Source organism: Streptomyces sp. NRRL WC-3626 (genome assembly GCF_000718785.1).
GTDB classification, from domain to species: Bacteria; Actinomycetota; Actinomycetes; order Streptomycetales; family Streptomycetaceae; genus Streptomyces; species Streptomyces edwardsiae.
In genome coordinates this window covers 150143-175473 of sequence record NZ_JOCA01000003.1, presented here as the reverse complement: position 1 = coordinate 175473, position 25331 = coordinate 150143, and the positions used below count along the sequence as shown (strand labels likewise).

The 25331-nt window shown below is 70.3% G+C and carries 21 protein-coding genes; 12 read left to right on the top strand and 9 right to left on the bottom strand.

Features of this window, described 5'->3' with window-relative positions:
- Positions 1-83 precede the first annotated feature (83 nt).
- Positions 84-623, top strand: coding sequence for a bacterial proteasome activator family protein (locus IF28_RS0106440; RefSeq protein WP_030215253.1), 540 nt, complete (start codon positions 84-86; stop codon positions 621-623).
- Between the two features lie 116 nt (positions 624-739).
- Here the strand turns inward: IF28_RS0106440 and IF28_RS0106435 are convergent, their stop codons facing one another.
- Entirely contained in the window at positions 740-2380 is a 1641-nt protein-coding gene (locus IF28_RS0106435) for a protein kinase domain-containing protein (protein ID WP_030215251.1), read from the bottom strand.
- Positions 2381-2727: 347 nt separating this feature from the next.
- On the opposite strand from IF28_RS0106435, the gene IF28_RS0106430 reads away from it, so the two are divergent.
- The 4 genes from IF28_RS0106430 (at position 2728) to IF28_RS0106415 (ending at position 8312) form a co-directional block, all read left to right on the top strand.
- Complete coding sequence (locus IF28_RS0106430) at positions 2728-4347, top strand: protein kinase domain-containing protein (protein ID WP_030215249.1); 1620 nt, start codon at positions 2728-2730, stop codon at positions 4345-4347.
- Positions 4348-4745: 398 nt separating this feature from the next.
- Complete coding sequence (pdhA, locus tag IF28_RS0106425) at positions 4746-5945, top strand: pyruvate dehydrogenase (acetyl-transferring) E1 component subunit alpha (RefSeq protein ID WP_030215246.1); 1200 nt, start codon at positions 4746-4748, stop codon at positions 5943-5945.
- A 1-nt stretch (position 5946) separates the two neighbouring features.
- Positions 5947-6924 carry an alpha-ketoacid dehydrogenase subunit beta gene (locus IF28_RS0106420; RefSeq protein WP_030215243.1) on the top strand — a complete coding sequence of 326 codons (978 nt, stop codon included), beginning with the start codon at positions 5947-5949 and terminating at the stop codon, positions 6922-6924.
- A gap of 20 nt (positions 6925-6944) precedes the next feature.
- Positions 6945-8312 (top strand): dihydrolipoamide acetyltransferase family protein, encoded by a 1368-nt coding sequence (locus tag IF28_RS0106415; RefSeq protein WP_078620937.1) that lies wholly within the window; start codon positions 6945-6947, stop codon positions 8310-8312.
- Between the two features lie 64 nt (positions 8313-8376).
- Here IF28_RS0106415 and IF28_RS0106410 read toward each other — a convergent pair whose 3' ends face one another.
- On the bottom strand, positions 8377-9225 hold the full coding sequence (locus tag IF28_RS0106410; RefSeq protein ID WP_406710462.1) for a D-alanyl-D-alanine carboxypeptidase family protein: 849 nt from the start codon (positions 9223-9225) through the stop codon (positions 8377-8379).
- Positions 9226-9471: 246 nt separating this feature from the next.
- Between IF28_RS0106410 and IF28_RS0106405 the strand changes: the two genes are divergently transcribed.
- Together IF28_RS0106405 and IF28_RS0106400 are read left to right on the top strand one after the other, a co-directional pair.
- Positions 9472-10125 (top strand): GntR family transcriptional regulator, encoded by a 654-nt coding sequence (locus tag IF28_RS0106405; RefSeq protein ID WP_030215237.1) that lies wholly within the window; start codon positions 9472-9474, stop codon positions 10123-10125.
- Entirely contained in the window at positions 10122-11417 is a 1296-nt protein-coding gene (locus tag IF28_RS0106400; protein ID WP_030215235.1) for an MFS transporter, read from the top strand. Before IF28_RS0106405 ends, IF28_RS0106400 begins: the two co-directional genes overlap by 4 nt.
- Positions 11418-11589: 172 nt before the next feature.
- Here the strand turns inward: IF28_RS0106400 and IF28_RS0106395 are convergent, their stop codons facing one another.
- Positions 11590-12414 carry a maleylpyruvate isomerase family mycothiol-dependent enzyme gene (locus IF28_RS0106395; protein ID WP_030215233.1) on the bottom strand — a complete coding sequence of 275 codons (825 nt, stop codon included), beginning with the start codon at positions 12412-12414 and terminating at the stop codon, positions 11590-11592.
- Positions 12415-12596: 182 nt separating this feature from the next.
- On the opposite strand from IF28_RS0106395, the gene IF28_RS0106390 reads away from it, so the two are divergent.
- Entirely contained in the window at positions 12597-13391 is a 795-nt protein-coding gene (locus IF28_RS0106390) for a carbon-nitrogen family hydrolase (RefSeq protein ID WP_030215230.1), read from the top strand.
- A 7-nt stretch (positions 13392-13398) separates the two neighbouring features.
- Here the strand turns inward: IF28_RS0106390 and IF28_RS0106385 are convergent, their stop codons facing one another.
- The 4 genes from IF28_RS0106385 to IF28_RS0106370 all read right to left on the bottom strand — a co-directional run bounded on the left by IF28_RS0106385 (position 13399) and on the right by IF28_RS0106370 (position 17751).
- Positions 13399-13896 carry an LURP-one-related/scramblase family protein gene (locus IF28_RS0106385; protein WP_030215228.1) on the bottom strand — a complete coding sequence of 166 codons (498 nt, stop codon included), beginning with the start codon at positions 13894-13896 and terminating at the stop codon, positions 13399-13401.
- 266 nt (positions 13897-14162) lie between these two features.
- The gene (locus tag IF28_RS0106380; RefSeq protein WP_030215226.1) at positions 14163-14414 is read right to left on the bottom strand and encodes a DUF6458 family protein; all 252 of its coding nucleotides are present in this window, start codon (positions 14412-14414) and stop codon (positions 14163-14165) included.
- Positions 14415-14495: 81 nt separating this feature from the next.
- Positions 14496-15794: a M18 family aminopeptidase gene (locus IF28_RS0106375; RefSeq protein WP_030215224.1), complete on the bottom strand. Its 1299-nt coding sequence runs from the start codon at positions 15792-15794 to the stop codon at positions 14496-14498.
- A 130-nt stretch (positions 15795-15924) separates the two neighbouring features.
- On the bottom strand, positions 15925-17751 hold the full coding sequence (locus tag IF28_RS0106370; RefSeq protein WP_030215222.1) for an acyl-CoA dehydrogenase: 1827 nt from the start codon (positions 17749-17751) through the stop codon (positions 15925-15927).
- A 164-nt stretch (positions 17752-17915) separates the two neighbouring features.
- Between IF28_RS0106370 and IF28_RS0106365 the strand changes: the two genes are divergently transcribed.
- From IF28_RS0106365 to IF28_RS0106355, 3 genes are all read left to right on the top strand, one after another.
- On the top strand, positions 17916-18380 hold the full coding sequence (locus tag IF28_RS0106365) for an SseB family protein (RefSeq protein ID WP_030215220.1): 465 nt from the start codon (positions 17916-17918) through the stop codon (positions 18378-18380).
- A 136-nt stretch (positions 18381-18516) separates the two neighbouring features.
- The gene (locus tag IF28_RS0106360; protein ID WP_030215218.1) at positions 18517-19509 is read left to right on the top strand and encodes a pirin family protein; all 993 of its coding nucleotides are present in this window, start codon (positions 18517-18519) and stop codon (positions 19507-19509) included.
- Positions 19510-19599: 90 nt separating this feature from the next.
- Positions 19600-20211, top strand: a complete 612-nt coding sequence (locus IF28_RS0106355) for a hypothetical protein (RefSeq protein WP_051713663.1) — start codon at positions 19600-19602, stop codon at positions 20209-20211.
- A gap of 10 nt (positions 20212-20221) precedes the next feature.
- Here IF28_RS0106355 and IF28_RS0106350 read toward each other — a convergent pair whose 3' ends face one another.
- The gene (locus IF28_RS0106350) at positions 20222-22372 is read right to left on the bottom strand and encodes an ATP-binding SpoIIE family protein phosphatase (protein ID WP_030215214.1); all 2151 of its coding nucleotides are present in this window, start codon (positions 22370-22372) and stop codon (positions 20222-20224) included.
- A 145-nt stretch (positions 22373-22517) separates the two neighbouring features.
- On the opposite strand from IF28_RS0106350, the gene aspS reads away from it, so the two are divergent.
- Entirely contained in the window at positions 22518-24281 is a 1764-nt protein-coding gene (aspS, locus tag IF28_RS0106345) for an aspartate--tRNA ligase (protein WP_030215212.1), read from the top strand.
- A 71-nt stretch (positions 24282-24352) separates the two neighbouring features.
- On the opposite strand, the gene IF28_RS0106340 is transcribed toward aspS, so the two are convergent.
- Positions 24353-25267 (bottom strand): hypothetical protein, encoded by a 915-nt coding sequence (locus IF28_RS0106340; protein ID WP_030215209.1) that lies wholly within the window; start codon positions 25265-25267, stop codon positions 24353-24355.
- Positions 25268-25331 lie beyond the last annotated feature (64 nt).

Below are 25331 nucleotides of genomic sequence, written 5' to 3'. Positions count from 1 at the left end.
GCATTCCGGATACGGCCGTCAGGAGGACCCCGCTTCCGGGGGCACCGCCCGAGCGGCACAGGGCCGTGCGCGACAATGGCCGTATGGAGATGCCGAGGAACGAACGGTCGCCCGACAATCCGCAGATCCTGGTCGTCGGTCAGGACGGAATGGCGCTCGGCGGAGGTACAGGGGACGAGGACTCCCGCGAGATCCCGGTGACGGAGCAGGTGGAGCAGCCGGCGAAGGTCATGCGGATCGGCAGCATGATCAAGCAACTGCTGGAGGAGGTGCGCGCTGCTCCCCTGGACGAGGCCAGCCGGGTCCGTCTCAAGGAGATCCACGCCAGTTCGGTGAAGGAACTGGAGGACGGTCTGGCCCCGGAGCTGGTCGAGGAGCTGGAGCGGCTCTCGCTGCCGTTCACGGACGAGGGCACCCCGAGCGACGCCGAGCTGCGGATCGCCCAGGCCCAGCTGGTGGGCTGGCTGGAGGGCCTTTTCCACGGCATCCAGACCACCCTCTTCGCCCAGCAGATGGCCGCCCGTGCCCAGCTGGAGCAGATGCGCCGCGCCCTTCCGCCGGGCGTCGGTGACGGTCAGGAGGACCCGACCATGGGCGGCCGCGCGGGCGGCCCGTACCTGTAGACCCCAACGTGTGAACCCGTACCCGTAAGCCCGTACCCCCCGGACGACACGGACAGCGCGAAGGGGCCCGGCATCCGATGCCGGGCCCCTTCGCCGTGTCGCCTGGTACGGCCGGGTCAGGACGGGGGGTTGCCCGTCGAGACCTTGAACGTGATCTCCGGCATGTCCTCGGGGTCGACGTCCGTGCCCGCCGGCGGGAACTGCTCCCGGATGGAGCCCTCGCCGTAGGTGTTCTCGTCCACGTCGACGATCTTGAAGTCGCCCCAGCCGGCGGCCTGGAGGCACTCCTTCACGGAGCCGATGTACTTGAACTTGAAGTTCGGCAGCCGGATCTTGTCGGGGTCGTTGTACGCCTCGTGCGGCTCCTCGCACTCTTCCTTGTCGATCGTCTTCGACGTGTCCGGACCGCGGTAACCCTCCGCCGGGCCGGTCGAGGCCGACGTGGAGGCGCCTCCACCGCCCTGCGGGTCCTCGTCGCCTCCGCCGTTCATCATCAGCGCCGTGATCAGACCGCCGACGGCGAGGAGCGAGACGGCGACCGAACCGATGATCACCGACTTGTTCCGGCCGCCGCCGCCCGAGCCGCCCGGACCGGACGTCTGGGGCGTGATGTTGTACGGCGCCGGGGTCGACGGCCCCGGCTGCGGCGCGTACGGCGAGGGCGCGGGCGTCTGGTAGCCGCCCTGCTGCGGATAGCCGTAGGCGGGGGACGGCGTGCCGTACGGGTTCGGCGTCGGCGCCGGACCCGGCTGGTACGGCGTCTGCACAGGGCCCGTGGGCGCCGGGGTGCCCTGGCCGACCGGCGGGAACACCGCGGAACCGACACCCGCGCCGCTCTGCCCCTGGGAGCCCGGGACGATGCTCGGCGGGGCCGGCTGGAAGGACTGCGCCACCCGCAGGCACTCCCCGCGCATGGACTCCGCGCTGGGGAAACGCTCGTTCGGATTCTTCTTCAGCGCGCGGGCGATCAGCGCGTCCACGGCCGGCGGCAGCGAACGGTTGATGGAGGACGCCGTCGGCGGCTCCTCCTGCACATGCGCGTACGCGATGGCCAGCGGCGAGTCCGCCTCGAACGGCAGCCGCCCGGTGACCAGCTGGAACAGCATGATGCCGACCGAGTACAGATCGGAGCGCGCGTCGACGCCCCGGCCGAGCGCCTGCTCGGGGGAGAGGTACTGCGGGGTGCCGACGACCATGCCGGTCTGCGTCATCGACGTGACCCCGGACTGCATGGCGCGGGCGATGCCGAAGTCCATCACCTTGACCACACCGCGCTTGGTCATCATCACGTTGCCCGGCTTGATGTCGCGGTGGACCAGCCCCATCTCATGGCTGATCTCCAGCGCCGCCAGCACGTCCGCGGTGATCTTCAGCGCCTTGTCGGCGGGCATCGCGCCCTGCTGCCGTACGTCCTCGTCGAGCACGGAGCCGAGCGGGCGGCCCTCGACGTACTCCATGACGATGTACGGCGTCGTCATGCCGTCCACATCGTCCTCGCCGGTGTCGAAGACCGAGACGATGTTGGTGTGCGTGAGCTTCGCCACGGACTGGGCCTCGCGGCGGAAGCGCTCACGGAACGCCTGCTCCCGGCCGAGTTCCGTGTGCAACGTCTTGATCGCGACCTGACGGTCCAGCACGCTGTCGTAGGCGAGGTGCACCGACGCCATGCCGCCCTGGCCGAGCAGGTCCCGCAATTGGTAGCGTCCGCCGGCGAGCGCCCGCCCCGCGTACTGGCCCTGTGCGCCGTCCTGGCTCATGTTCCGCGTCCCCCGTAGCCTCTCCGGCGCCGCCGTCGGTGGCCGATCCGTCGTAGATCCAATGTGCTATTCCCGGCCAAGTCTGCCCCAGGCCACTGACACGTCAAGCGCGGTGCCCGTTCCGTGACCGTACGCGAAGGAAGCGTCGCGGAAGCGTTACAGCGGTCGTACTACCGGTACACGGAATTTGCACGACAGTAAGGAGAACGGGTTTCATGGCCGGTCCGTCTCGTGCCGGACCGGGGAGCCCGTCCCGGACCGGCGGCACACGCCGAGGCTGTAGCGTGGCCCGACGAAGACCGTGACAACACCGCGCGCACCGCGGGCAGAAACGACGGCGAGGACTGATGGCACAGCAGCAGCGCGCTCAGGGCCCGTCCGACCCCGAGGCGACTGGCGGCGGCATCTCGGACGCGCCGGACAACTGGGGTAACGGCGGGCTCGTGGGCGACGGCCGGTACCGGCTGACCCACCGGCTCGGCCGGGGCGGCATGGCCGAGGTGTTCGCCGCCGAGGACGTACGACTCGGCCGTACCGTCGCCGTCAAGCTGCTCCGCGCGGACCTCGCCGAGGACCCCGTCTCCAAAGCGCGCTTCACGCGTGAGGCGCAGTCGGTGGCCGGTCTCAACCACCATGCCATCGTCGCCGTGTACGACTCCGGCGAGGACGTCGTCGGCGGCCAGTCGGTGCCGTACATCGTGATGGAGATCGTCGAGGGCCGCACCATCCGCGACCTGCTGATGAACGCGGAGGCGCCGGGTCCCGAGCAGGCGCTGATCATCGTCTCCGGTGTCCTGGAGGCGCTCGCCTATTCGCACCAGCACGGCATCGTGCACCGCGACATCAAGCCGGCCAACGTCATCATCACGCACAACGGCGCGGTGAAGGTGATGGACTTCGGCATCGCCCGCGCGCTGCACGGCGCGTCCACGACGATGACCCAGACCGGCATGGTCATGGGCACCCCGCAGTACCTCTCCCCCGAGCAGGCGCTCGGCAAGGCCGTCGACTACCGGTCCGACCTGTACGCCACCGGCTGTCTGCTGTACGAACTGCTGGCCCTGCGGCCCCCCTTCACGGGCGAGACGCCGCTGTCGGTGGTCTACCAGCACGTCCAGGACATCCCCACGCCTCCGTCGGAGGCCTCGGACGCCTGCCCGCCGGAGCTGGACGGCATGGTCATGCGCTCCCTCGCCAAGGAGCCCGACGACCGTTTCCAGACGGCCGAGGAGATGCGCGGGCTGATCCAGTACGCGCTGCAGATGCTCTACGACCAGGGCGGCCACACCGGCACCTGGAACACCGGCCCGGTGGACATGCACGAGGGCCCGCGCACCCCTGCGGCGGGCTTCGCGGGCACGACCGCGATGCAGCACCCGGACATGGCCGGTACGGCGGCGATCCCGCAGCCGATCCTGCCCTCCGGCTACGGCAACGGGGACGACGGCGGCTTCGAGGGCCACGGCAACCAGGGCAGCGGCCGCGGCAGGCTGTGGATCCTCGCGGTGCTCGCGGTGATCGCCGTCGCGGCGGGTGTCGCGCTGGCGATGAACAACGGCGGCGGCGGAGGCGGCGGCAAGCCCGACACGTCCCCGTCCGTCACCCAGAGCACCGAGGACGAGAAGTCCAGCGAGAGCCCCAGCGACGAGGCGACCGAGGAGACGACCGACCCGGGCGACGAGACCGGCACCGACCCCGGCAACGGATCGGGCGGCAACTGGGACCAGCCGTACACGCCGCCGCAGGAGCCGACGTACACGGAGACGCAGCCCGAGGAGCCGACCGGCCAGCCGTCCGCCAGCCAGCCGACCGAGACGGGCGGCACCAGCCCCGGCGGTGCGGACGGCGGCACCGAGGACGGCGGGACCGAGAACGGCGGCACGGAGACCGGCGGCACCGCGGACGGCGGTGCGGACGGCGGCGCCGCGGACGGCGGCGCGGGCAGCATCGAGGGCGTGACGGGCTGACCCCGTCCGGGCGCGACCGGCCGGCCTCCTCCGGCTCCGGTCGCGCCCCTGCTCACCTCGCGCGGAGTACCACGTCCGGTCGCGAAACTCGACCCTTCCCGTGCCCGGGGTGGCCGGGATAACGTGCCGTTGCCCCGGCCTCCTGCAAGGCTGTGACCAGCGCGCCTTCCAGGCCTTCCCCGATTTACTTGGAAATCCAAGCAAAATCGCAGGTCAGGTGGGGTTTCACAGATATGTGGAGCACTGGGTACCGTGCCTATTGCAGGGCGCTCGCCGGGGCACCTGTCACGCCTGTTCCCCGGCCGAGTGGCACCCACCCCGTGCCCGGTGGTCGAGAAACAGGTGAGCCGCACTGGCCTGCCGGCAACCCCGGGGGCCGGACCGACGGAGGAGCACACGTGACCGTGGAGAGCACTGCCGCGCGCACACCGCGACGCAGCGCCGGAACGAAGGCCGGCACCACCGGCGCCAAGCGCACCACCAGCAAGAAGGCCGCAGGCGCCGGGAAGAGCGCCGAGCCCGCGCTCGTCCAGCTGCTGACGCCCGAGGGCAAGCGCGTCAAGAACGCCGAGTTCGACAGGTACGTCGACGGCATCACCGCCGAGGAGCTGCGCGGCCTGTACCGCGACATGGTCCTCACCCGCCGCTTCGACGCCGAGGCCACCGCGCTCCAGCGCCAGGGCGAGCTGGGCCTGTGGGCCTCGCTGCTGGGCCAGGAGGCTGCGCAGATCGGCTCCGGCCGGGCACTGCGCGACGACGACTACGTCTTCCCCACCTACCGTGAGCACGGCGTCGCGTGGTGCCGCGGGGTGGACCCGACCAATCTGCTCGGGATGTTCCGCGGCGTGAACAACGGCGGCTGGGACCCGAACGGCAACAACTTCCACCTGTACACGATCGTCATCGGCTCCCAGACGCTGCACGCCACGGGCTACGCGATGGGCATCACCAAGGACGGCGCGGACAGCGCGGTCATCGCCTACTTCGGCGACGGCGCGTCCAGCCAGGGCGATGTGGCCGAGGCCTTCACCTTCTCCGCGGTCTACAACGCGCCGGTGGTGTTCTTCTGCCAGAACAACCAGTGGGCGATCTCCGAGCCGACCGAGAAGCAGTCCCGCGTCCCGCTGTACCAGCGCGCGCAGGGCTTCGGCTTCCCGGGCGTGCGCGTGGACGGCAACGACGTGCTGGCGAACCTGGCCGTCACCAAGTGGGCCCTGGAGCGGGCCCGCGCGGGTGAGGGTCCGACGCTCGTCGAGGCCTTCACGTACCGCATGGGCGCGCACACCACGTCCGACGACCCGACCCGCTACCGGGGCGACGAGGAGCGGCTGGCCTGGGAGGCCAAGGACCCGATCCTGCGCCTTCGCCGCTTCCTGGAGTCCGCAAACCACGCGGACGAGGGATTTTTCGCGGAACTGGAGAGCGAGAGCGAGGCGTTGGGCAAACGAGTGCGCGAAGCGGTCCGTGCCATGCCGGACCCGGACCACTTCGCCATCTTCGAGAACGTGTACGCGGACGGACACGCTCTCGTGGACGAGGAGCGTGCGCAGTTCGCCGCCTACCAGGCGTCGTTCGCGGACGCGGACGGGGGTAAGTGAGATGGCACAGAAGATGGCCCTGGCCAAGGCGATCAACGAGTCGCTGAGGCACGCTCTGGACGCGGACCCCAAGGTCCTGGTCATGGGTGAGGACGTCGGCAAGCTCGGCGGCGTGTTCCGGGTGACGGACGGCCTGCAGAAGGACTTCGGCGAGAGCCGCGTCATCGACACCCCGCTCGCCGAGTCGGGCATCGTCGGTACGGCGATCGGCCTGGCCCTGCGCGGCTACCGCCCGGTGGTGGAGATCCAGTTCGACGGCTTCGTCTTCCCGGCGTACGACCAGATCGTCACGCAGCTCGCGAAGATGCACGCCCGCTCGCTGGGCAAGGTCAAGATGCCCGTCGTCGTGCGGATTCCCTACGGCGGCGGCATCGGAGCGGTGGAGCACCACTCCGAGTCCCCGGAATCGCTGTTCGCGCACGTCGCGGGCCTGAAGATCGTGTCGCCGTCCAACGCGTCGGACGCGTACTGGATGATGCAGCAGGCCGTCCAGAGCGACGACCCGGTGATCTTCTTCGAGCCGAAGCGGCGCTACTGGGACAAGGGCGAGGTCGACACGGAGGCCATCCCGGGCCCGCTGCACACCGCGCGTGTGGTGCGCGAGGGCACGGATCTGACGCTGGCGGCGTACGGCCCGATGGTGAAGCTCTGCCAGGAGGCCGCCGACGCGGCCGCCGAGGAGGGCCGCTCCCTGGAGGTGCTGGACCTGCGCTCGGTCTCCCCGCTCGACTTCGACGCGATCCAGGCGTCGGTGCGCAGGACGCGCCGCCTGGTCGTGGTCCACGAGGCGCCGGTGTTCTTCGGTTCCGGCGCGGAGATCGCCGCGCGGATCACGGAGCGCTGCTTCTACCACCTGGAGGCCCCGGTCCTGCGGGTGGGCGGCTACCACGCCCCGTATCCGCCGGCCCGTCTGGAGGAGTCCTACCTCCCGGACCTGGACCGGGTGCTCGACGCCGTCGACCGCTCGCTGGCGTACTGAGGGAGAGGGTCGTGACGACGATGACGAACGCGTCCGTACGCGAGTTCAAGATGCCGGACGTGGGCGAGGGCCTCACCGAGGCCGAGATCCTCAAGTGGTACGTCCAGCCGGGTGACACGGTCACCGACGGCCAGGTGGTCTGCGAGGTCGAGACGGCGAAGGCGGCCGTCGAGCTGCCCATCCCGTACGACGGTGTGGTCCGCGAGCTGCACTTCCCCGAGGGCACCACGGTCGACGTGGGCACGTCCATCATCGCGGTGGACGTGTCGGGCGGCACGGCGCCGGTGGCGGAGGAGGAGGCACCCGCCCCCGCCCCCGCCGAGGAGCCGGCCGAGCCCGAGGAGAAGCCGGCGGCACGTCAGCCGGTCCTGGTCGGCTACGGCGTGGCCACGTCCTCGACGCGCCGCCGCCCCCGCAAGGCGGCGGCCCCGGAGACGGCGGCCCCGGAGACGGCCGCCCGGCCGGAGCTGAACGGCCACGGCGTCACCGGGGAACGCCCCCTGGCGAAGCCCCCGGTGCGCAAGCTGGCGAAGGACCTGGGCGTCGACCTGGCGACGGTCACCCCGACCGGCCCGGACGGCGTCATCACCCGCGAGGACGTCCACGCGGCGGTGGCGCCCGAGCCGGAGGCCGCCCCGGTGGCCCCCGAGGCGGTGCGGGCTCCCGCCCCGGTGTCGTACGACACCGCGCGTGAGACCCGTATCCCGGTGAAGGGCGTCCGCAAGGCCACGGCGGCGGCGATGGTCGGTTCCGCGTTCACGGCACCGCATGTCACGGAGTTCGTGACGGTGGACGTGACGCGCACGATGAAGCTGGTCGAGGAGCTGAAGCAGGACAAGGAGTTCACGGGCCTGCGTGTGAACCCCCTGCTGCTGATCGCCAAGGCCCTGCTGGTCGCGATCAAGCGGCACCCCGGGATCAACGCGTCGTGGGACGAGGCGGCCCAGGAGATCGTGGTCAAGCACTACGTCAACCTGGGCATCGCCGCGGCCACTCCGCGCGGTCTGATCGTGCCGAACATCAAGGACGCCCACGCCCAGACGCTGCCGCGACTGGCCGAGTCCCTGGGCGAACTGGTCTCCACGGCGCGGGAGGGCAAGACCTCACCCGCGGCGATGCAGGCCGGCACGGTGACGATCACCAACGTCGGCGTCTTCGGCGTCGACACGGGCACGCCGATCCTGAACCCCGGCGAGTCCGCGATCCTCGCGGTCGGCGCGATCAAGCTCCAGCCGTGGGTCCACAAGGGCAAGGTCAAGCCCCGCCAGGTCACCACCCTGGCCCTCTCCTTCGACCACCGCCTGGTCGACGGCGAGCTGGGCTCCAAGGTCCTGGCCGATGTGGCGGCGATCCTGGAACAGCCGAAGAGGCTGATCAGCTGGGCCTGAGGCCCATGGACGCAGCAGGGGCTCACCCGGTTTCCGGGTGGGCCCCTTTTTGCGGTGCGGTGGGTCAGATCTTGCCGAAGCCGTAGGACAGGAGCTTCTTCGCGTCCGCTTCGCGCTGGGTGGACGAGGAGGAGGCGAGGACCGTGCCGATGACCGTCTTGCCGTTCCGGGTCGCGGCGAAGACCAGGCAGTACTTGGCCTCCGGGCCCGAGCCGGTCTTCACGCCGATCGTGCCGCTGTAGTTGCTGAGCAGGGTGTTCGTGTTGGTCCACGGCGCCATCGTGCGGGTGCTGCCCGTCTTGGTCTTCGTCTTCGCCGTGTACTTCTTCGTCTTCACGATCGCGCGGAACGTGGAGCTCTTCATCGCGCTGCTCGCGATCTTCGTCAGATCGCGGGGCGTCGAGTAGTTCTTGCCCTTGCCGATGCCGTCGAAGGAGTCGAAGTGGGTGTTCTTCAGGCCCAGTTTCTTCGCCTCGGAGTTCATCTTGCCGATGAACGACTTCACGCGGGCCGAACGCGTCGAGCCCGAGCCGAACTTGTCGGCCAGCGCGTACGCCGCGTCGCAGCCCGACGGCAGCATCAGCCCGTACAGCAGCTGGCGCACGGTGACCTTGTCGCCGACGATCAGCCGCGCGGACGACGCGTTGTTCTTCACGATGTAGTCGCTGTACGCCATCTGGATCGTGACCTTGGCGTCCAGGTTCAGGTTCTTCTGCGCGAGCACGACCTTCGCCGTCATGATCTTCGTCGTCGAACCGGTCGAGCGGCGGGTGTCCGCCGCCTTCGTGTACAGCGACTTGCCGTTCGCGTTGTTCATCACGTAGCCGCCCTTGGCGACGACGGACGGCGCGGCGGCGGCCTGCGCGGGCGCGGCGTAGAGGGCTCCGGAGGCGAGCATGGCACCGGTGGTCATGGCGGCGCCGACGGTTCTGCGGAGCCGGACGCCCCGAATGTCGATCTTCAAGTCGAATACCCCGATTACCTGGAATGGCCGTACCGTGCGGCCGAGTCAGATGCGGCCGCAGGCAGGGGGCCGCACCTAACTGACTCGTACGCGGGGCGCATGGTTGTGCGGAGGGGGAGGTGAATTCTCCCGGCTTCCAGGTCCGCATCGTGGACGGATTCTTCCACGCGTACGTGTTGTATCTATCCTGTCCGCATGAGCATGGCCGCCGTGAGGCAACCCCCCGCCGCCGACCGCGTCTACACCCACGTCAAGCAGGGCGTCCTGGAACGCCGTTACGAGGGCGGGACGCTGCTCACCGAAGGCGAGCTGGCCGAGGCCACGGGGGTCTCGCGCACCCCCGTGCGTGAGGCGCTGCTCCGGCTGGAGGCCGAGGGGCTGATCAAGCTCTACCCGAAGAAGGGCGCCCTCGTGCTGCCGGTCTCCGCGCAGGAGATCGCCGACGTCGTCGAGACCCGGCTGCTCGTCGAGGAGCACGCCGCCAGGAAGGCCGTACCCGCGCCGCCCGCGCTCATCGCGCGCCTGGAGGAACTGCTGGCCCGGCAGAAGGAGCAGGCCGCCGCCGGTGACTTCGCCGCCGCCTCCGTCACCGACCGCTGTTTCCACGCCGAGATCGTCCGCAGCGGCGGCAACGAGATCCTCTCCCGCCTCTACGACCAGCTCCGCGACCGGCAGCTGCGGATGGGTGTCGCCGTGATGCACTCCCACCCCGACCGGATCGCCAAGACCCTCGCCGAACACGAGGAGATCCTCGAAGCGCTGCGTTCCGGCGACGCGGAGGCGGCCGTCGGGGTCGTCCACCGGCACGTCGGCTGGTTCTCCCACCTGGCCAGGGGTGAGGTGCGATGAAGGGCACGCTGCCCGGGGACCCTCCCGGCGGACGGCGCGCGCTCGCCGTGTGGGGGGTCGGCGTCTCCGTCTACTTCGTCGCCGTCATCTTCCGCACCTCGCTCGGGGTCGCCGGCCTCGACGCCGCCGACCGTTTCCACGTCAACGCCTCGGCCCTCTCCACGTTCTCCATCCTCCAGCTGCTGGTCTACGCGGGCATGCAGATACCCGTCGGGCTGCTGGTCGACCGGCTCGGCACCAAGAGGGTGCTGGGCATCGGTGTCGTGCTGTTCACGGCCGGGCAGCTCGGCTTCGCGCTCTCGCCGTCGTACGGCATGGCGCTCGCCTCACGGGCGCTGCTGGGCTGCGGTGACGCGATGACGTTCATCAGCGTGCTGCGGCTGGGCACGCGGTGGTTCCCGGCCCGGCGCGGACCGCTGGTCGCGCAGATGGCGGGGCTGGCCGGGATGGCGGGCAACCTCGTCTCCACGCTGGTCATCGCCCGGCTGCTGCACGGCGTCGGCTGGACGGCGGCGTTCGCGGGCAGCGCGGTGGCGGGTGTCGTGGTGTTCGTGCTGCTGGTGCTGTTCCTCAGGGATCACCCCGAGGGGTACGAACCGGAGCCGGTTGTGCATCAGGGCGCCGCCTATGTGCGCCGGCAGATCGCCCTGTCCTGGCGGGAGCCGGGGACGCGGCTGGGGCTGTGGGTGCACTTCACCACGCAGTTCCCGGCGATGATGTTCCTGCTGCTGTGGGGGATGCCGTTCCTCGTGGAGGCGCAGGGGCTGTCCCGGGCGGCCGCCGGTGAGCTGCTGACCCTCGTCGTGCTGTCCAACATGGCCTTCGGGCTCGTCTACGGGCAGGTCATCGCCCGGCACCACGGGGCGCGGCTGCCGCTGGCGCTGGGGACGGTGGGGGCGACGGCCGTGGTGTGGGCGGTCACTCTGGTCTATCCGGCGGACACGGCGCCGATGTGGCTGCTGGTGGTGCTGTGCGCGGTGCTGGGGGCCTGCGGGCCGGCGTCGATGATCGGGTTCGACTTCGCCCGGCCGGCGAATCCCGCCGAGCGGCAGGGCACGGCGTCGGGGATCACGAACATGGGGGGATTCGTGGCGTCCATGACGACGTTGTTCGCGGTCGGGGTGCTGCTGGACGCGACGGGGGACGACTACGGCGTCGCGTTCTCGTCGGTGTTCGTGCTGCAGGTTCTGGGGGTCGGTCAGATTCTGCGGTTGCGGAAGCGGGCGGCTCGGGCGGAGCGGGAGCGGTTGGCCCCGAGCCGGGTCTCGTCCGTGCACGTGCCGGTGCCGTGACCGGTGCCGTCGCGCCCACCCGTGCGGAGGGGGTGGGCGGGTGCCCGGTGTCGAGGCTGGGCGGGGGGTGGGCGCGCGGCCCGGCGCTTGCGGGGTGCCGTCGCGCCCACCCGTGCCGCCCTGCGGCACGATTGCCCGCGGATCGCGGATCGCGGATCGCGGATCGTGCGGGTTACTGCGTCACTGCGAAGTGGCGCAGGATCGCTGAGGTCAGGTCCGGGTCGCCCTCCGTCTTCAGGCGGTCCGAGACCGCTTCCGGTGTCACCCGGCCGCAGGCCAGGCGGACGAAGGTCTCCCAGTCGAGGGTGAGGGTGGCGGCGGGGCCGAGGGCGGGGGCCGTCTCCAGGGTGCCCCGGCCCTGGATGTCGACGCGGATCGTGCGCAGGAACTCCACCGGACCGTGCACGTCGATGACCACGGCCGAGCTGCGCGGCGCCTGCGCGAGCTCCGCGACCACGCGCGGCAGTTCGGCCAGCAGCACGTCACGGGCGATGTGCGCGCCGGGGGAGTCGAGGTTGCCCGGCCGGCCGAGGGCCGTACGCAGATCCTGCTCGTGCGCCCATACGGCGAACGCGTGCCGGCGCATCGACTCCTCCAGCGTCAGCTCCGTGCCGAGCGGACCGCGCACCGTGGTGCCCGGCTCACGCGTCTCGTTCCGCAGCTGACGGTTGCGGCGGATGATCGAGAGCTCCAGCTCCGAGGTCATCTCCGGCGCCGTGTGGTGGCGGCGCACGTCGACCTGCATCTCCATGTACCGCTGGTGGTCGTTGGTGACGTGGAACAGGTCGCGCGGCAGCGTGTGGATGGGGCGCGGGTCGCCGTACATCTCGGAGTCCAGCCCGATGACGTGCGAGACCACGTCCCGGACCGACCATCCCGGGCACGGCGTCCGCCGGTTCCAGTCGGCCTCCGGGAGCGGCTGCACCAGCTCGGATATCGCCTCGATGGAATGGGTCCAGGCGTCGGCGTAGGGCTGGAGGGCGGGATGCAGGCTCACGGAAACGGGACCCCTCGGCGGTCGGTACACGGGCAGGTTGCGGCGGCGTGCCAGTGGGCGGTGGCTGCACTGCGTGGGTGTCTCGAGTCGCTAAGTTACGCTGCTGTGAGGCACCCCGGCAGTGCTTTCGTGTGACGATCGTAGGCCCGTGTACCCGGGTCGAATGCCAGGACGGTGGTAGTGTGCGCGCTTCCTTGCTTCAAGTCGCCGTGAACGAGGGCGAATCGGTCGAATCGCGGCGGCTGCGCGTCGCCGGGATGGTACGGGATCAGGCCGGGGCCGATCTCGTCGTCCTGCCGGAACTGTGGACCACGGGCGCGTTCGCGTACGAGGCGTTCGGCAGTGAGGCGGAACCGCTCGAAGGCCCCACCCACGAGGCGATGGCCAAGGCCGCGAGCGACGCGGGCGTGTGGCTGCACGCGGGGTCGATCCCCGAACGCGACCCCGACGGTCCCCTCTACAACACCTCCCTCGTCTTCTCCCCCGCAGGTGAACTCGCCGCCGCCTACCGCAAGATCCACCGCTTCGGCTTCGACAAGGGCGAGGCCGTGCTGATGGGGGCGGGCGAGGAACTGGTGACGGTCCGTCTGCCGGACACCGTCATCGGTGTGGCGACCTGCTACGACCTCCGCTTCCCCGAACTCTTCCGCGGTCTCGTCGACGCGGGCGCCGAGACCTTCGTCGTCCCGGCGGGCTGGCCGGAGCGCCGCCGCTCCCACTGGACGCTGCTGGCGAAGGCCCGCGCGGTGGAGAACCAGTCGTTCGTCCTCGCGTGCGGAACGGCGGGGACGCACGACGGAGTTCCGCAGGCGGGTCACTCGATCGTGGTCGATCCGTGGGGCGAGGTCCTCGCGGAGGCGGGCCCCGACGAGGAGATCCTCACCGTCGACTTCGACCCGGCCACGGTCACGGGCACCCGCGAACGCTTCCCGGCCCTGAAGGACCGGGTCCTGGGCCTGGCCCGCCCCGGCCACTGACCGGGCCCTAGTCGTCCTCCCGTTCCCTCTCCGCCAGGTGGATCACGCACACCGCCACCGCGATCAGCAGCGCCGGGTCCGCGTCCTCGCGGACGACGTCGATGCCGTAGGTCTCCCGGATGTGCAGCCAACGGCGGGAGACCACGGCGAGCAGTTCACCGTCGTATTCGACCGCGAACTCCCGGTCGGCGATCCGGCCGCTGACGTCCAGTTCGGTGCCGCCGTCCGCCAGCGCGACGCGGTAGTGGTTGCGCAGCAGCGACAGCCGTTTGCGGCGGACGGTCGCCAGCGGCTCCCCGTCCCGCTCGATCACCATCGTGTCCCGCAGGGCGAACATCTTCTGCCGGATGTCGATGAGCACGCGCCCCTCGGTGTCCTTCAGCTCGAAGGTGTCCCGCAGCCGCATCGCCTTGCCGTCGACGAGGAAGACCTTGTTCCCGTGGTCGTCCTCGATCCAGTAGTCGTCCCCGATCCCGAGGATCCGGTCCCGCACAAGGAATCTCATGGTTCCACCGCTTCCCCGCCACGCGTTCCGAAACGCCGCCGGTAGGCCGACGGGCTGAGTCCCGCCCCGCGCAGCGCCCCCTCACCGTCGGCGACCGCCACGGCGGGGGGCGGATCACGTCGACACGACGACGGACCACGCGCTCGGCTGACCGGCGGGACGCCATGCCGTCCCGCGCCGCCCGGTGACGGTTGAAGCCCGGGCCCGGAAGACCTGCGTCCTGGTCCCGTCCGTGGCCGAACTCGTCTCCTGCCTCCGGCAGAAGCTCAGACCCCGTACCCGTCGCTGTAGCCGTCGCGGGTGTGGGGGCGGGTGGTGTCGTCCACGACCGGGGTGGCCGGGGGTACGACGACCCGCCTGCGGCGGGCGATGCTGCTGAACGTCGCGACGCCGATCAGGCCGACGATCATGAAGATGACGCCGACCAGGTCAAGGTTGACACCCTGCATGTCCCAGTCGGTGGCGAACGTGAGAATTGCTCCTACGGCGATGAGGATGATGCAGCCGCCGAGGCCCATGAGTGTCGCCTCCCTGTCCGGTGGTTCCGGTGGCAACCGGGTACCCGGGCGGGCGACACCCATGCGTTGTCGGGCAGTTGACTAGCCCTCAAGGAAGGCGACCAGCGCGTTCGCCAGCAGGTACGGGTCCTTCGCGCCGCAGAGTTCGCGGGCGCTGTGCATCGACAGGATGGCCACGCCGATGTCGACGGTGCGGATGCCGTGCCGGGCGGCCGTGATCGGGCCGATCGTGGTGCCGCACGGCATCGCGTTGTTGGAGACGAACGACTGGAACGGGACGTCCGCCTTCTCGCAGGCCGCCGCGAACACCGCCCGGCCGGAACCGTCGGTGGCGTAGCGGTTGTTGACGTTGACCTTGAGGATGGGGCCGCCGTCGATCCGCGGATGGTGCGTCGGGTCGTGCCGCTCCGCGTAGTTGGGGTGGACGGCGTGACCGGTGTCGGAGGAGAGGCAGACGGTGCCGGCGAAGGCGCGCGCCCGGTCCTCGTACGATCCACCGCGCGCGAACACCGAGCGCTCGAGGACGCCGCCGAGCAGCGGGCCGTCCGCGCCGGTGTCGGACTGGGAGCCGTTCTCCTCGTGGTCGAAGGCGGCGAGGACCGGGATGTAGGAGAGGGCGGAGCCCTTGGCGGCGACGGCGGCGAGCGCGGCCGTACCGGCGTGCACGGAGAGCAGGTTGTCCATGCGCGGGCCGGCCACCAGCTCGCGGTCGCGGCCCAGGTAGGCGGGTGCCTCGACGGAGTGGACCATCAGGTCCCAGCCGGTGACCTCACCGGAGGCGAGCCCGGCGGTCTCCTCCAGGAAGGCGATCAGGTCGCCGTCGCGGACGTCGTCGCCCATGCCCCACACCGGCTGCATGTGCCGCTGCTTGTCGAGCTTGAGGCCGTCGGCGTTGACCGAGCGGTCCAGGTGGATGGCGAGCTGCGGGACCCGCAGCAGCGGGCGGTCGACGTTGACCAGCCGGGTGGAGCCGTCGCGCAGCGACAGCCGCCCGGCCAGGCCCAGATCCCGGTCGAGCCAGGAGTTGAGCAGCGGCCCGCCGTAGATCTCCACGGCCACCTGGCGCCAGCCGTGCGCCCCGCTGTCCGGACGGGGCTTCACACGCAGGTTGGGGGAGTCGGTGTGGGCGCCGACGATCCGGAAGGGCGTGTGCGCGTCCGCGCCCTCGGGGACGTACCAGGCGATGATCGCACCGCCGCGCAGCACGTACTTGCCGCCCGTCGCCCCGTCCCAGGCGTCCGTCTCCGCGACCTGACGGAAGCCCGCCTTCTCCAGCCGCTCGGCTGCGTTCGCCACGGCGTGGTACGGCGTCGGACTCGCCGCGAGGAAGGACATCAGATCGTCGGTGTGGCCGCGGTCGAAGCGGGAGGGTGCGCTCATGGGGTTCACCTTAACGAGGACGAGGGCCCGCTTCCCGGTGCGGGAGCGGGCCCTCGTACGAGGTCCGGCCGAATCTCGTGGGGTCTGTCCCAGGAGGTCCTGGGAGGTCCGGGAGGGTCCCGGAAGGGTCCTAGAAGGCCGCCTCGTCCAGTTCCATCAGGTCCAGTCCGACGCCCTCGGCGACCTTGCGGGCCAGGGTGACGCCGGGCAGGACGTCGGACGCGAAGAACTTCGCCGCCGCGATCTTGCCGGTGTAGAAGGCGACGTCCTTCGCGGAGGCCGTCGGGAGCTTCTCGGCGGCGATCGCGGCGCCGCGCAGCAGCAGGTAGCCGACGATCACGTCACCGGACGCCATCAGCAGACGGGTGGTGTTCAGGCCCACCTTGTAGATGTTCTTGACGTCCTGCTCGGTGGCCGCGAGGTCGGTGAGCATCAGGCCGACGATGGCCTCCAGCTCGACGGCCGCCTTGGCCAGGTGCTCGCGGGCCGCGCCCAGCTCCTCGCCGCCCTCGCCGAGCGCCAGGAACTTCTTGATGTCCTCGGCCAGCGAGTTCAGCGCCGCGCCCTGGTTGCGGACGATCTTCCGGAAGAAGAAGTCCTGGCCCTGGATCGCGGTGGTGCCCTCGTACAGGGTGTCGATCTTGGAGTCCCGGATGTACTGCTCGATCGGGTACTCCTGGAGGAAGCCGGAGCCGCCGAAGGTCTGCAGCGACTGGGCGAGCTGCTCGTAGCCCTTCTCGGAGCCGTAGCCCTTGACGATCGGCAGCAGCAGGTCGTTGAGCGCGTGCTCGGTCCTGGTGTCCTCGCCCGCCGCCTCCTTCACCGCGATCGCGTCCTGCACCGACGCCGTGTACAGCACCAGCGCGCGCATGCCCTCCGCGTACGCCTTCTGCGTCATCAGCGAGCGGCGCACGTCGGGGTGGTGGGTGATGGTGACCTTGGGCGCGGCCTTGTCCATGAAGTTGGCCAGGTCCGGACCCTGGACGCGCTCCTTGGCGTACTCCAGCGCGTTGAGGTAGCCCGTCGAGAGCGTGGAGATCGCCTTCGTGCCGACCATCATGCGGGCGAACTCGATGATGCGGAACATCTGGCGGATGCCGTCGTGCTTGTCGCCGATCAGCCAGCCCCTGGCGGGGTGGCGGTCGCCGAACGTCATCTCGCAGGTGTTGGAGGCCTTCAGGCCCATCTTGTGCTCGACGTTCGTGGCGTAGGCGCCGTTGCGCTCGCCCAGTTCGCCGGTCTCGAAGTCGAACTCGTACTTGGGGACGAGGAAGAGCGACAGGCCCTTGGTGCCGGGGCCGGCGCCCTCGGGACGCGCGAGCACGTAGTGGAGGATGTTCTCCGACATGTCGTGCTCACCGGACGTGATGAACCGCTTCACGCCCTCGATGTGCCAGGAGCCGTCCTCCTGCGGCACGGCCTTGGTGCGGCCGGCGCCCACGTCCGAGCCGGCGTCGGGCTCGGTGAGGACCATGGTGGAGCCCCACTGCTTCTCGACGGCGATCTTCGCGATCTTCTTCTGCGTCTCGTTGCCCTCGTCGTGCAGGATCCCGGCGAACGCCGGACCGGAGGAGTACATCCACACGGCCGGGTTGGCGCCCAGGATCAGCTCGGCGTACGCCCAGATCAGCGACGGGGGAGCCGTCGTGCCGCCGATGCCCTCGGGCAGGCCCAGGCGCCAGTACTCGGAGTCCATGAAGGCCTGGTAGCTCTTCTTGAAGGACGCCGGCACCGGCGCGGTGCTGGTCTCCGGGTCGAACACCGGCGGGTTGCGGTCGGCGTCCGTGAACGACTCGGCCAGCTCGTTCTCCGCGAGCCGGGTCAGCTCGTCGAGGATGCTCTTCGCGGTGTCGACGTCCATCTCCTCGAACGGACCCGAGCCGTACAGCTTGTCGCGGCCGAGCACCTCGAAGAGGTTGAACTCGATGTCGCGGAGATTCGACTTGTAGTGCCCCATGGCGACGGCTCCCGTTGGAGAGGTATCGGCGAGGCACTGACTCCTCGCAGCTGATTCACGTACCGGCAAGTAGCTACGATGATGCTACCCGTCGGTAATAAGAAGCAACCCCGTTCCGGACATCTGTGACCCAGCCCTCCCGCCGGGTCAGTAGTCTGTGCGGCATGTACGGCTACGACCAGAACGCAGGCGCACAGCAGGGTTACGTTCCGCCTCAGCAGCAGATGCCGGGCGGGTACGGGCAGCAGGCGCCGGCCTATCCCGAGCCGTCCGCGCCCTCGCTCGCCGACGCGGTGCGCGCCTTCACCACCGGGCAGCTGGCGGCCGAGGACTTCCAGCAGGTCTTCGCCACCTCCAAGGTGTACTGCCCGCGCGGCGACAACCCCGGATTCCTGGCCCTGCACAACACCCAGCAGCCGGTGATCCCGATGTTCACCTCGCTGAAGGAGCTGCGGCGGTACGCGGGCAAGGAGTCCAAGTACTTCGTGATCACCGGCGCCGAGGTGATCGACCTGCTGCCCACGGGGTACGGCTTCGTCCTCGACATGGAGGGCGAGCACCGGATGGTGTTCGACGCCAAGGCCGTGGAGCAGATGGTCGAGTTCGCGATGCGCCGCATGTATGGCTGAATCCATTACCGCGCAGACGGTCGACAGCGCCGCCCCGACATGGAGCCCGGAGGGAATGCCCTCCGGGCTTTTCGCGTTCGGGGTGGCAAGAAGTTCAACGCTCAACTAAAGTGGGCGTACCCGAGGAGGTACCGACATGCCTGCAGTGACCGTCGAGAACCCGTTGACGCTGCCCCGCGTGACCGCACCCGCCGACGCCGTGGCCCGCCCCGTACTCACCGTCACGACCGCGCCGAGCGGTTTCGAGGGCGAGGGCTTCCCGGTGCGCCGGGCGTTCGCGGGGATCAACTACCGCCATCTCGACCCGTTCATCATGATGGACCAGATGGGTGAGGTGGAGTACGCGCCCGGAGAGCCGAAGGGCACCCCCTGGCACCCGCACCGCGGCTTCGAGACCGTCACTTACATCATCGACGGGATCTTCGACCACCAGGACTCCAACGGCGGTGGCGGCACCATCACCAACGGCGACACCCAGTGGATGACGGCCGGCAGCGGCCTGCTGCACATCGAGGCGCCGCCGGAGCAGCTCGTGATGTCCGGCGGGCTCTTCCACGGGCTCCAGCTGTGGGTGAACCTCCCCGCCAGGGACAAGATGATGGCCCCGCGCTACCAGGACATCCGCAGCGGCAGCGTCCAGCTGCTCACCTCCCCCGACGGCGGCGCGCTGCTGCGCGTCATCGCCGGTGAGCTGGACGGCCACGAGGGCCCCGGCATCACGCACACGCCGATCACCATGGTGCACGCGACGCTGGCGCCGGGCGCGGAGATCACCCTGCCCTGGCGGGAGGAGTTCAACGGTCTGGCGTACGTGCTGGCGGGCAAGGGCTCGGTCGGTGCCGAGCGTCGTCCGATCCATCTGGGCCAGACCGCGGTCTTCGGCGCCGGCGGTTCGCTGACCGTCCGCGCGGACGAGAAGCAGGACTCCCCCACCCCGGACCTGGAGATCGTCCTCCTCGGCGGGCAGCCGATCCGGGAGCCGATGGCGCACTACGGCCCGTTCGTGATGAACACCCGCGACGAGCTGCAGCAGGCGTTCGAGGACTTCCAGAAGGGCCGGCTCGGCACGGTCCCGGCCGTGCACGGCATGACCGGGAGCGGCCCCGCGGTCGGCAACGACGGCGCCTGAACACTGCCCGCTTCCGGAAGTGATCCCGGCCGCGTACGGACCCGATGATGTCCGTACGCGGCCGGATCGCGTGGGAGAGGGGCGGTACCGATGGGTGAGCGCCGGGTGGTGCGGAAGATGCTGCGGCGGATGGAGAGCGGGGAGCCCGTCCGGGCGTCGCGCGCCTTCGCGACCACGACGAGGCTCGCCCGGCTCGCCGCCGTGGCCCAGCAGTTCGGGTACGCGTACGCGGATGTGCGACGGGGCGGCGGTCCCCGGGGCGACGGCTATCTGATCGTGATCGTGCCGGACCCCTCCCCCGAGGCCCGCGCGCGGGCGGAGCGGAACCGTACGCGGTATCCGAGGGCCGCCGCCGGCGGCGAGCTGCCGCGCGTCGCGCCCGAGGCGGTCGAGCTCCTCAAGGCCCGCATCACGTTCGACCTCGCCACGATGTACAGCGACAGGCAGCTGATCCTGCTCAGCGCCGTCGCCGCCGTGCCGCTGGCCCTGCCGCTCGGCCTGCTCCTCGGCTCGGGCGTCTGGGAGGCCGTGCTCACCGCTGTCCTCTGGGCCGCGCTGATGGCGTTCGTCCCGCTCGGGCTAGCCGCCAACCGGCGCCACCGGACCCGGTACGGAGCGATACTGCGGTCGGCCGGTTTCACACCGGAGACCGACCCGTCGGGCCGGACGCGGTATGTGCCGGCGGGCGGCAGGGCCACCTGAGCCGGGCCGTTCAGCGGGCCCCGGCCTCCTCCGTCTCGTAGAGCTCGAACCAGATGCTCTTGCCCCTGCCGCGCGGGGCGACGCCCCACGCGTGCGCCAGCAGTTCGATCAGGATCAGGCCGCGTCCGGAGGACGCCAGCTCGCCCGGTCTGCGCATGTGCGGCAGATCGTCGCCGGAGTCGGTCACCTCGATACGCATCCGGCGGCCGTCGACGCCGTCGGTGACCTCGGCGAGCAGCAGGGCGTCCGTGTCGGTGTGCACGAGGACGTTGGTGAGCATCTCCGACAGCAGCAGCACCGCCGAGTCCACCTGGTCCGACGAGGACCAGTCGTGCAGCAGCTCCCGCAACTGCTGCCGGGCCACCGAGACCCGCTCGGGCTCGGCCTGCGCCACCGTCAGCGCCGTACGGCGCACCGGCGGTTCCGCGGTGTCCGGTTGCACACCGCAGCCGCAGCCTTCGCCCTCCCGGGACAGCAGGATCATGGCGATGTCGTCCTCGCGGCGGTCGGCGAGCGGGCCGGTGGTGTGGTGCGAGGACGGGCCGTGCACCGCCTGCACCAGGGCGTCGGCCAGTTCCTCCTGGTCGCCCTTGTGCTCCTCGAGGATGCCGCGCAGCCGCTGCCAGCCGGTGTCCAGGTCGTGGCCGCCGGTCTCGATCAGCCCGTCCGTGCAGATCAGCAGGGTCTCGCCGGACTCCAGGACCAGCCGGGTGATCGGGTAGTCGGTGTCCGGGTCGATGCCCAGCGGCAGCCCGCCCGCCGTCGGCCGGGTCAGCACGGTCGCGTCGGCCATCCGGATCACCGGGTCCGGATGCCCCGCGCGGGCGACCTCCAGCACCCCGGTCGCCGGGTCGACCTCGACGTACAGACAGGTCGCGAAGCGCAGGTCGCCGAGGTCCCCGTCGCTGATCCCGTGCAGGAAACGGGACGCGCGGGAGAGCACGGCGTCGGGCCGGTGCCCCTCCGAGGCGTACGCCCGCAGGGCTGTCCGCAGCTGGCCCATCAGCCCCGCGGCCCGTACGTCATGGCCCTGGACGTCCCCGATGACCAGGGCGAACCGCCCGCCCCGGGACGTCGTCCGGGAGGTGCCGCCCGGCAGCGGGATCACGTCGTACCAGTCGCCGCCGATCTGGAGCCCGCCGCCGGTGGGGACGTAGCGGGCGGCGATGCTCATGCCCGGGATGCTCGGGCCGAGCTTCGGCAGCATCGTGCGCTGCAGGCCCTCGCTCAGCTCCCGCTCGGTCTCGGCGGTGCCCGCGCGGGACAGCGCCTGGCCCAGCATCCGGGCGACGGTGGTCAGCACCGACCGCTCGTCGGGGGTGAACGCGACCGGGTAGGCGAAGGCCGCAAGCCAGGCGCCCATCGTGCGGCCGGACGCGGTCAGCGGAAGAAATGCCCAGGACTGCCGTCCGAAGCGCTGGGCGAGCGGCCAGGTGAGCGGATAGCGGGTCCGGTACTGCTCCGGGGAGGAGAGGTAGACCGCGCGGCCCGTGCGCACCACCTCGGCGGCCGGGTAGTCCGTGTCGATCGGCATATAGGTGAACGGGTGGTCGGAGCCGGGCTCGTGCCCGTGGTGACCGATGATCGTGAGGCGGTCGCCCTCGACACCGAACACGGCCAGTCCGTCCGGGGAGAAGCCCGGCATCGACAGATTGGCCGCGACGCGCAGCACCTCCTGCGTCGACCGGGCCTCCGCCAGCGCACGGCCCGCGTCCAGCAGGAACGCCTCCCGGGAGCGCCGCCAGTCGCCGGTGACCGCGCTGCGTCCGGCGGGCGTACCGGGCGTGGGCTCGGTGACCTCCTGGAGGCTGCCGGTGAGGACGTACGCCTTGCGGTCCCGGTCGAAGGAGGGCTTGGAGCGGCTGCGCACGACACGCACGACGCGCTTGCGGTCGTCCATGATCCGGATCCGCACCTCGGCGAGGGTGCCCTCGGCGACGGCGAGCTGGACCACTCCCGTGATCTCGTTCCAGTCGACGGGGTGCAGACGCGCGCGGACCTGGGCCTCGGTGAGGGTGACCTGCTCGGCGGGCAGGCCGAGCAGCCGTGCGGCGACGGCGTCGACCGTGACCTCCCCGGCCGCGGTGTCCCAGTGCCACAGACCGGTGTCGAGGGCGGCGAGGACGTCCCCCAGGGCGGGCAGGGGCTCACCAGTGCGCATTGCTCCACTTTATGAAGATGCTGACGAAAACTGCCACCGCGTCCCACGGGTAATGACGGAGAAGCGATCTTGGGCCGGCCGGTAGGCTTGGGGCGAGTTTCACGTGAAACAACGCCCCCGATCCGCGAAGGCTGGATGAACGACGATGCATCGGTACAGGTCCCACACCTGCGGCGAGCTCCGCGCCTCTGACGTCGGCACCGACGTCCGGCTGAGTGGCTGGCTGCACAATCGGCGCGACCTGGGCGGCATCCTCTTCATCGATCTGCGCGATCACTACGGCATCACGCAGCTGGTGGCCCGTCCGGGCACCGAGGCGTACGAGGCGCTGGACAAGCTCTCCAAGGAGACGGTGGTCCGCGTCGACGGCAAGGTCGTCTCGCGCGGTGCGGAGAACGTCAACTCCGAACTGCCGACCGGTGAGGTCGAGGTCGAGGTCGGCGCGGTCGAGGTGCTGGGCGCCGCCGCTCCGCTGCCCTTCACGATCAACGCGGAGGACGGGGTCAACGAGGAGCGGCGTCTGGAGTACCGCTTCCTGGACCTGCGCCGCGAGCGCATGCACCGCAACATCCTGCTGCGTACGTCGGTCATCTCGGCGATCCGCCACAAGATGACGGCGCTGGGCTTCAACGAGATGGCGACGCCGATCCTGAGCGCCACCTCCCCCGAGGGCGCCCGTGACTTCGTGGTCCCGTCCCGGCTGAACCCGGGCCGGTTCTACGCGCTGCCGCAGGCCCCGCAGCAGTTCAAGCAACTGCTGATGATCTCCGGCTTCGACCGCTACTTCCAGATCGCGCCCTGCTTCCGTGACGAGGACGCCCGCGCGGACCGCTCGCCGGGCGAGTTCTACCAGCTCGACGTGGAGATGAGCTTCGTCGAGCAGGAGGACGTCTTCCAGCCGATCGAGAGGCTGATGACCGAGCTGTTCGAGGAGTTCGGCAACGGGCGTCATGTGACGTCCCCGTTCCCGCGCATCCCGTTCCGTGAGGCGATGCTCAAGTACGGCTCCGACAAGCCGGACCTGCGCGCCCTGCTGGAGCTCGTCGACATCACCGATGTCTTCGAGGGCTCGGAGTTCAAGGCGTTCGCCGGCAAGCACGTCCGCGCGCTGGCGGTGCCGGACGTCTCCGCGCAGCCCCGCAAGTTCTTCGACCAGCTCGGCGACTACGCCGTCTCGCAGGGCGCGAAGGGCCTGGCCTGGGTCCGCGTCGGCGAGGACGGCAAGCTGACCGGCCCGATCGCGAAGTTCCTCACCGAGGAGAACGTCGCCGAGCTGACCAAGCGCCTCGCGCTGGCCCCCGGCCACGCGGTGTTCTTCGGCGCGGGCGAGTTCGACGAGGTCTCCAAGATCATGGGCGCGGTGCGGGTCGAGGCCGCCAAGCGCGCAGGACAGTTCGAGGAGAACGTCTTCCGCTTCTGCTGGATCGTCGACTTCCCGATGTACGAGAAGGACGAGGAGACCGGCGCGATCGACTTCTCGCACAACCCGTTCTCGATGCCGCAGGGCGGCCTGGAGGCCCTGGAGACCCAGGACCCGCTGGACATCCTGGGCTGGCAGTACGACATCGTCTGCAACGGTGTCGAGCTGTCCTCCGGCGCGATCCGGAACCATGAGCCGGAGATCATGCTCAAGGCGTTCGAGATCGCGGGCTACGACCGCGAGACGGTCGAGGAGAAGTTCGCCGGCATGCTCCGCGCGTTCCGCTTCGGCGCCCCGCCGCACGGCGGCATCGCCCCCGGCGTGGACCGCATCGTCATGCTCCTCGCCGACGAGCCCAACATCCGCGAGACCATCGCCTTCCCGCTCAACGGCAACGCCCAGGACCTGATGATGGGCGCGCCGACGGAGCTGGAGGAAGCCCGCCTGAAGGAACTCCACCTGACGGTCCGCAAGCCCCAGCCGAAGTAACCCCGCCGCCACGGCGACGAACGGGCCCGGAACCGCACCGCGGTTCCGGGCCCGTTCCGTGTGTGCGGCCTTCAGGCGGCCGGGCCCTCCTCGGCGAAGAGGTCCTCGGCGCGCTCCACCGTGCCGGAGCGGTCGAGCCAGTCGTTGAGGCGGTCGAGGTCGGTGCAGGTCGTGACGCGCCGGCGGACGTCGTCGGAGAGGGGGAGACCGCGTACCTCCAGGACGCGCAGAATGCCCCGGGCTTCACCCCGGGCTTCACCTGTGGCTTCGCCTTCGGCCCTGCCCTCCAGATACTTCTCCTCGAAGAGCGTTCCGTGCCCCGGGAAGTGGGTGACGACGTTCTGCATCAGCTTCCTCCAGTTCTTCCTGGTCGGAGTCGACTCAAGACCGATCTCCACCACCTCGAACCAGTACTTCGTGATGTCCGGTTCGAAAGACGCGAGTCCGCGGGCGACCGTTTCCAGTATGGCGTCCGCCCGCCGGCTTTGGCTGTGAACGATGGCCGAGAGCGCCGCCAGGGCCGGCTGCTGGACCACCACCGTCTCGTCGGTGACCTCAGGGACAGTCTGTGGACCCAGAACGAACGGTCGGGTGACCTGGGTCGTCCAGGGGCCCACGGCGCACTCGAACGGGCCCATCGCCCAGGCCGCCGTCGAGCGGTCGCGGCACACTGCGACCAGCAGTACGGGCAGGTCGTACTTCGCGCGCAGGTATGCGACGTAGTACGCCCAACTGTTTGCCTTGTCCGGGTCCTTCTTCGTCTGTGCCTCGACGGCCAGGATGAAGTGCTCACCCATATCGGGCTCGAACATGAGGACCGTGTCCGCGCGGCGCTCCATCGGGCGGATCTCGGTGACGTCGGCGGAGAGTTCGTGGAAGTCCGTCTTCACGGGCGGTGGAAGGCCCAGTGCGTCGAAGACGGGTGTGAGGGCCTCCGGGTGCTTCCGGAAGAGCTGGTGGGAGGCCTCGTGTGTTGCTGTGACCATGAGCGCAAGCCTGGTGCGCTCATGGTCTATGCGTCCGGCATATGAAGGGCGTTCACCCGATCGG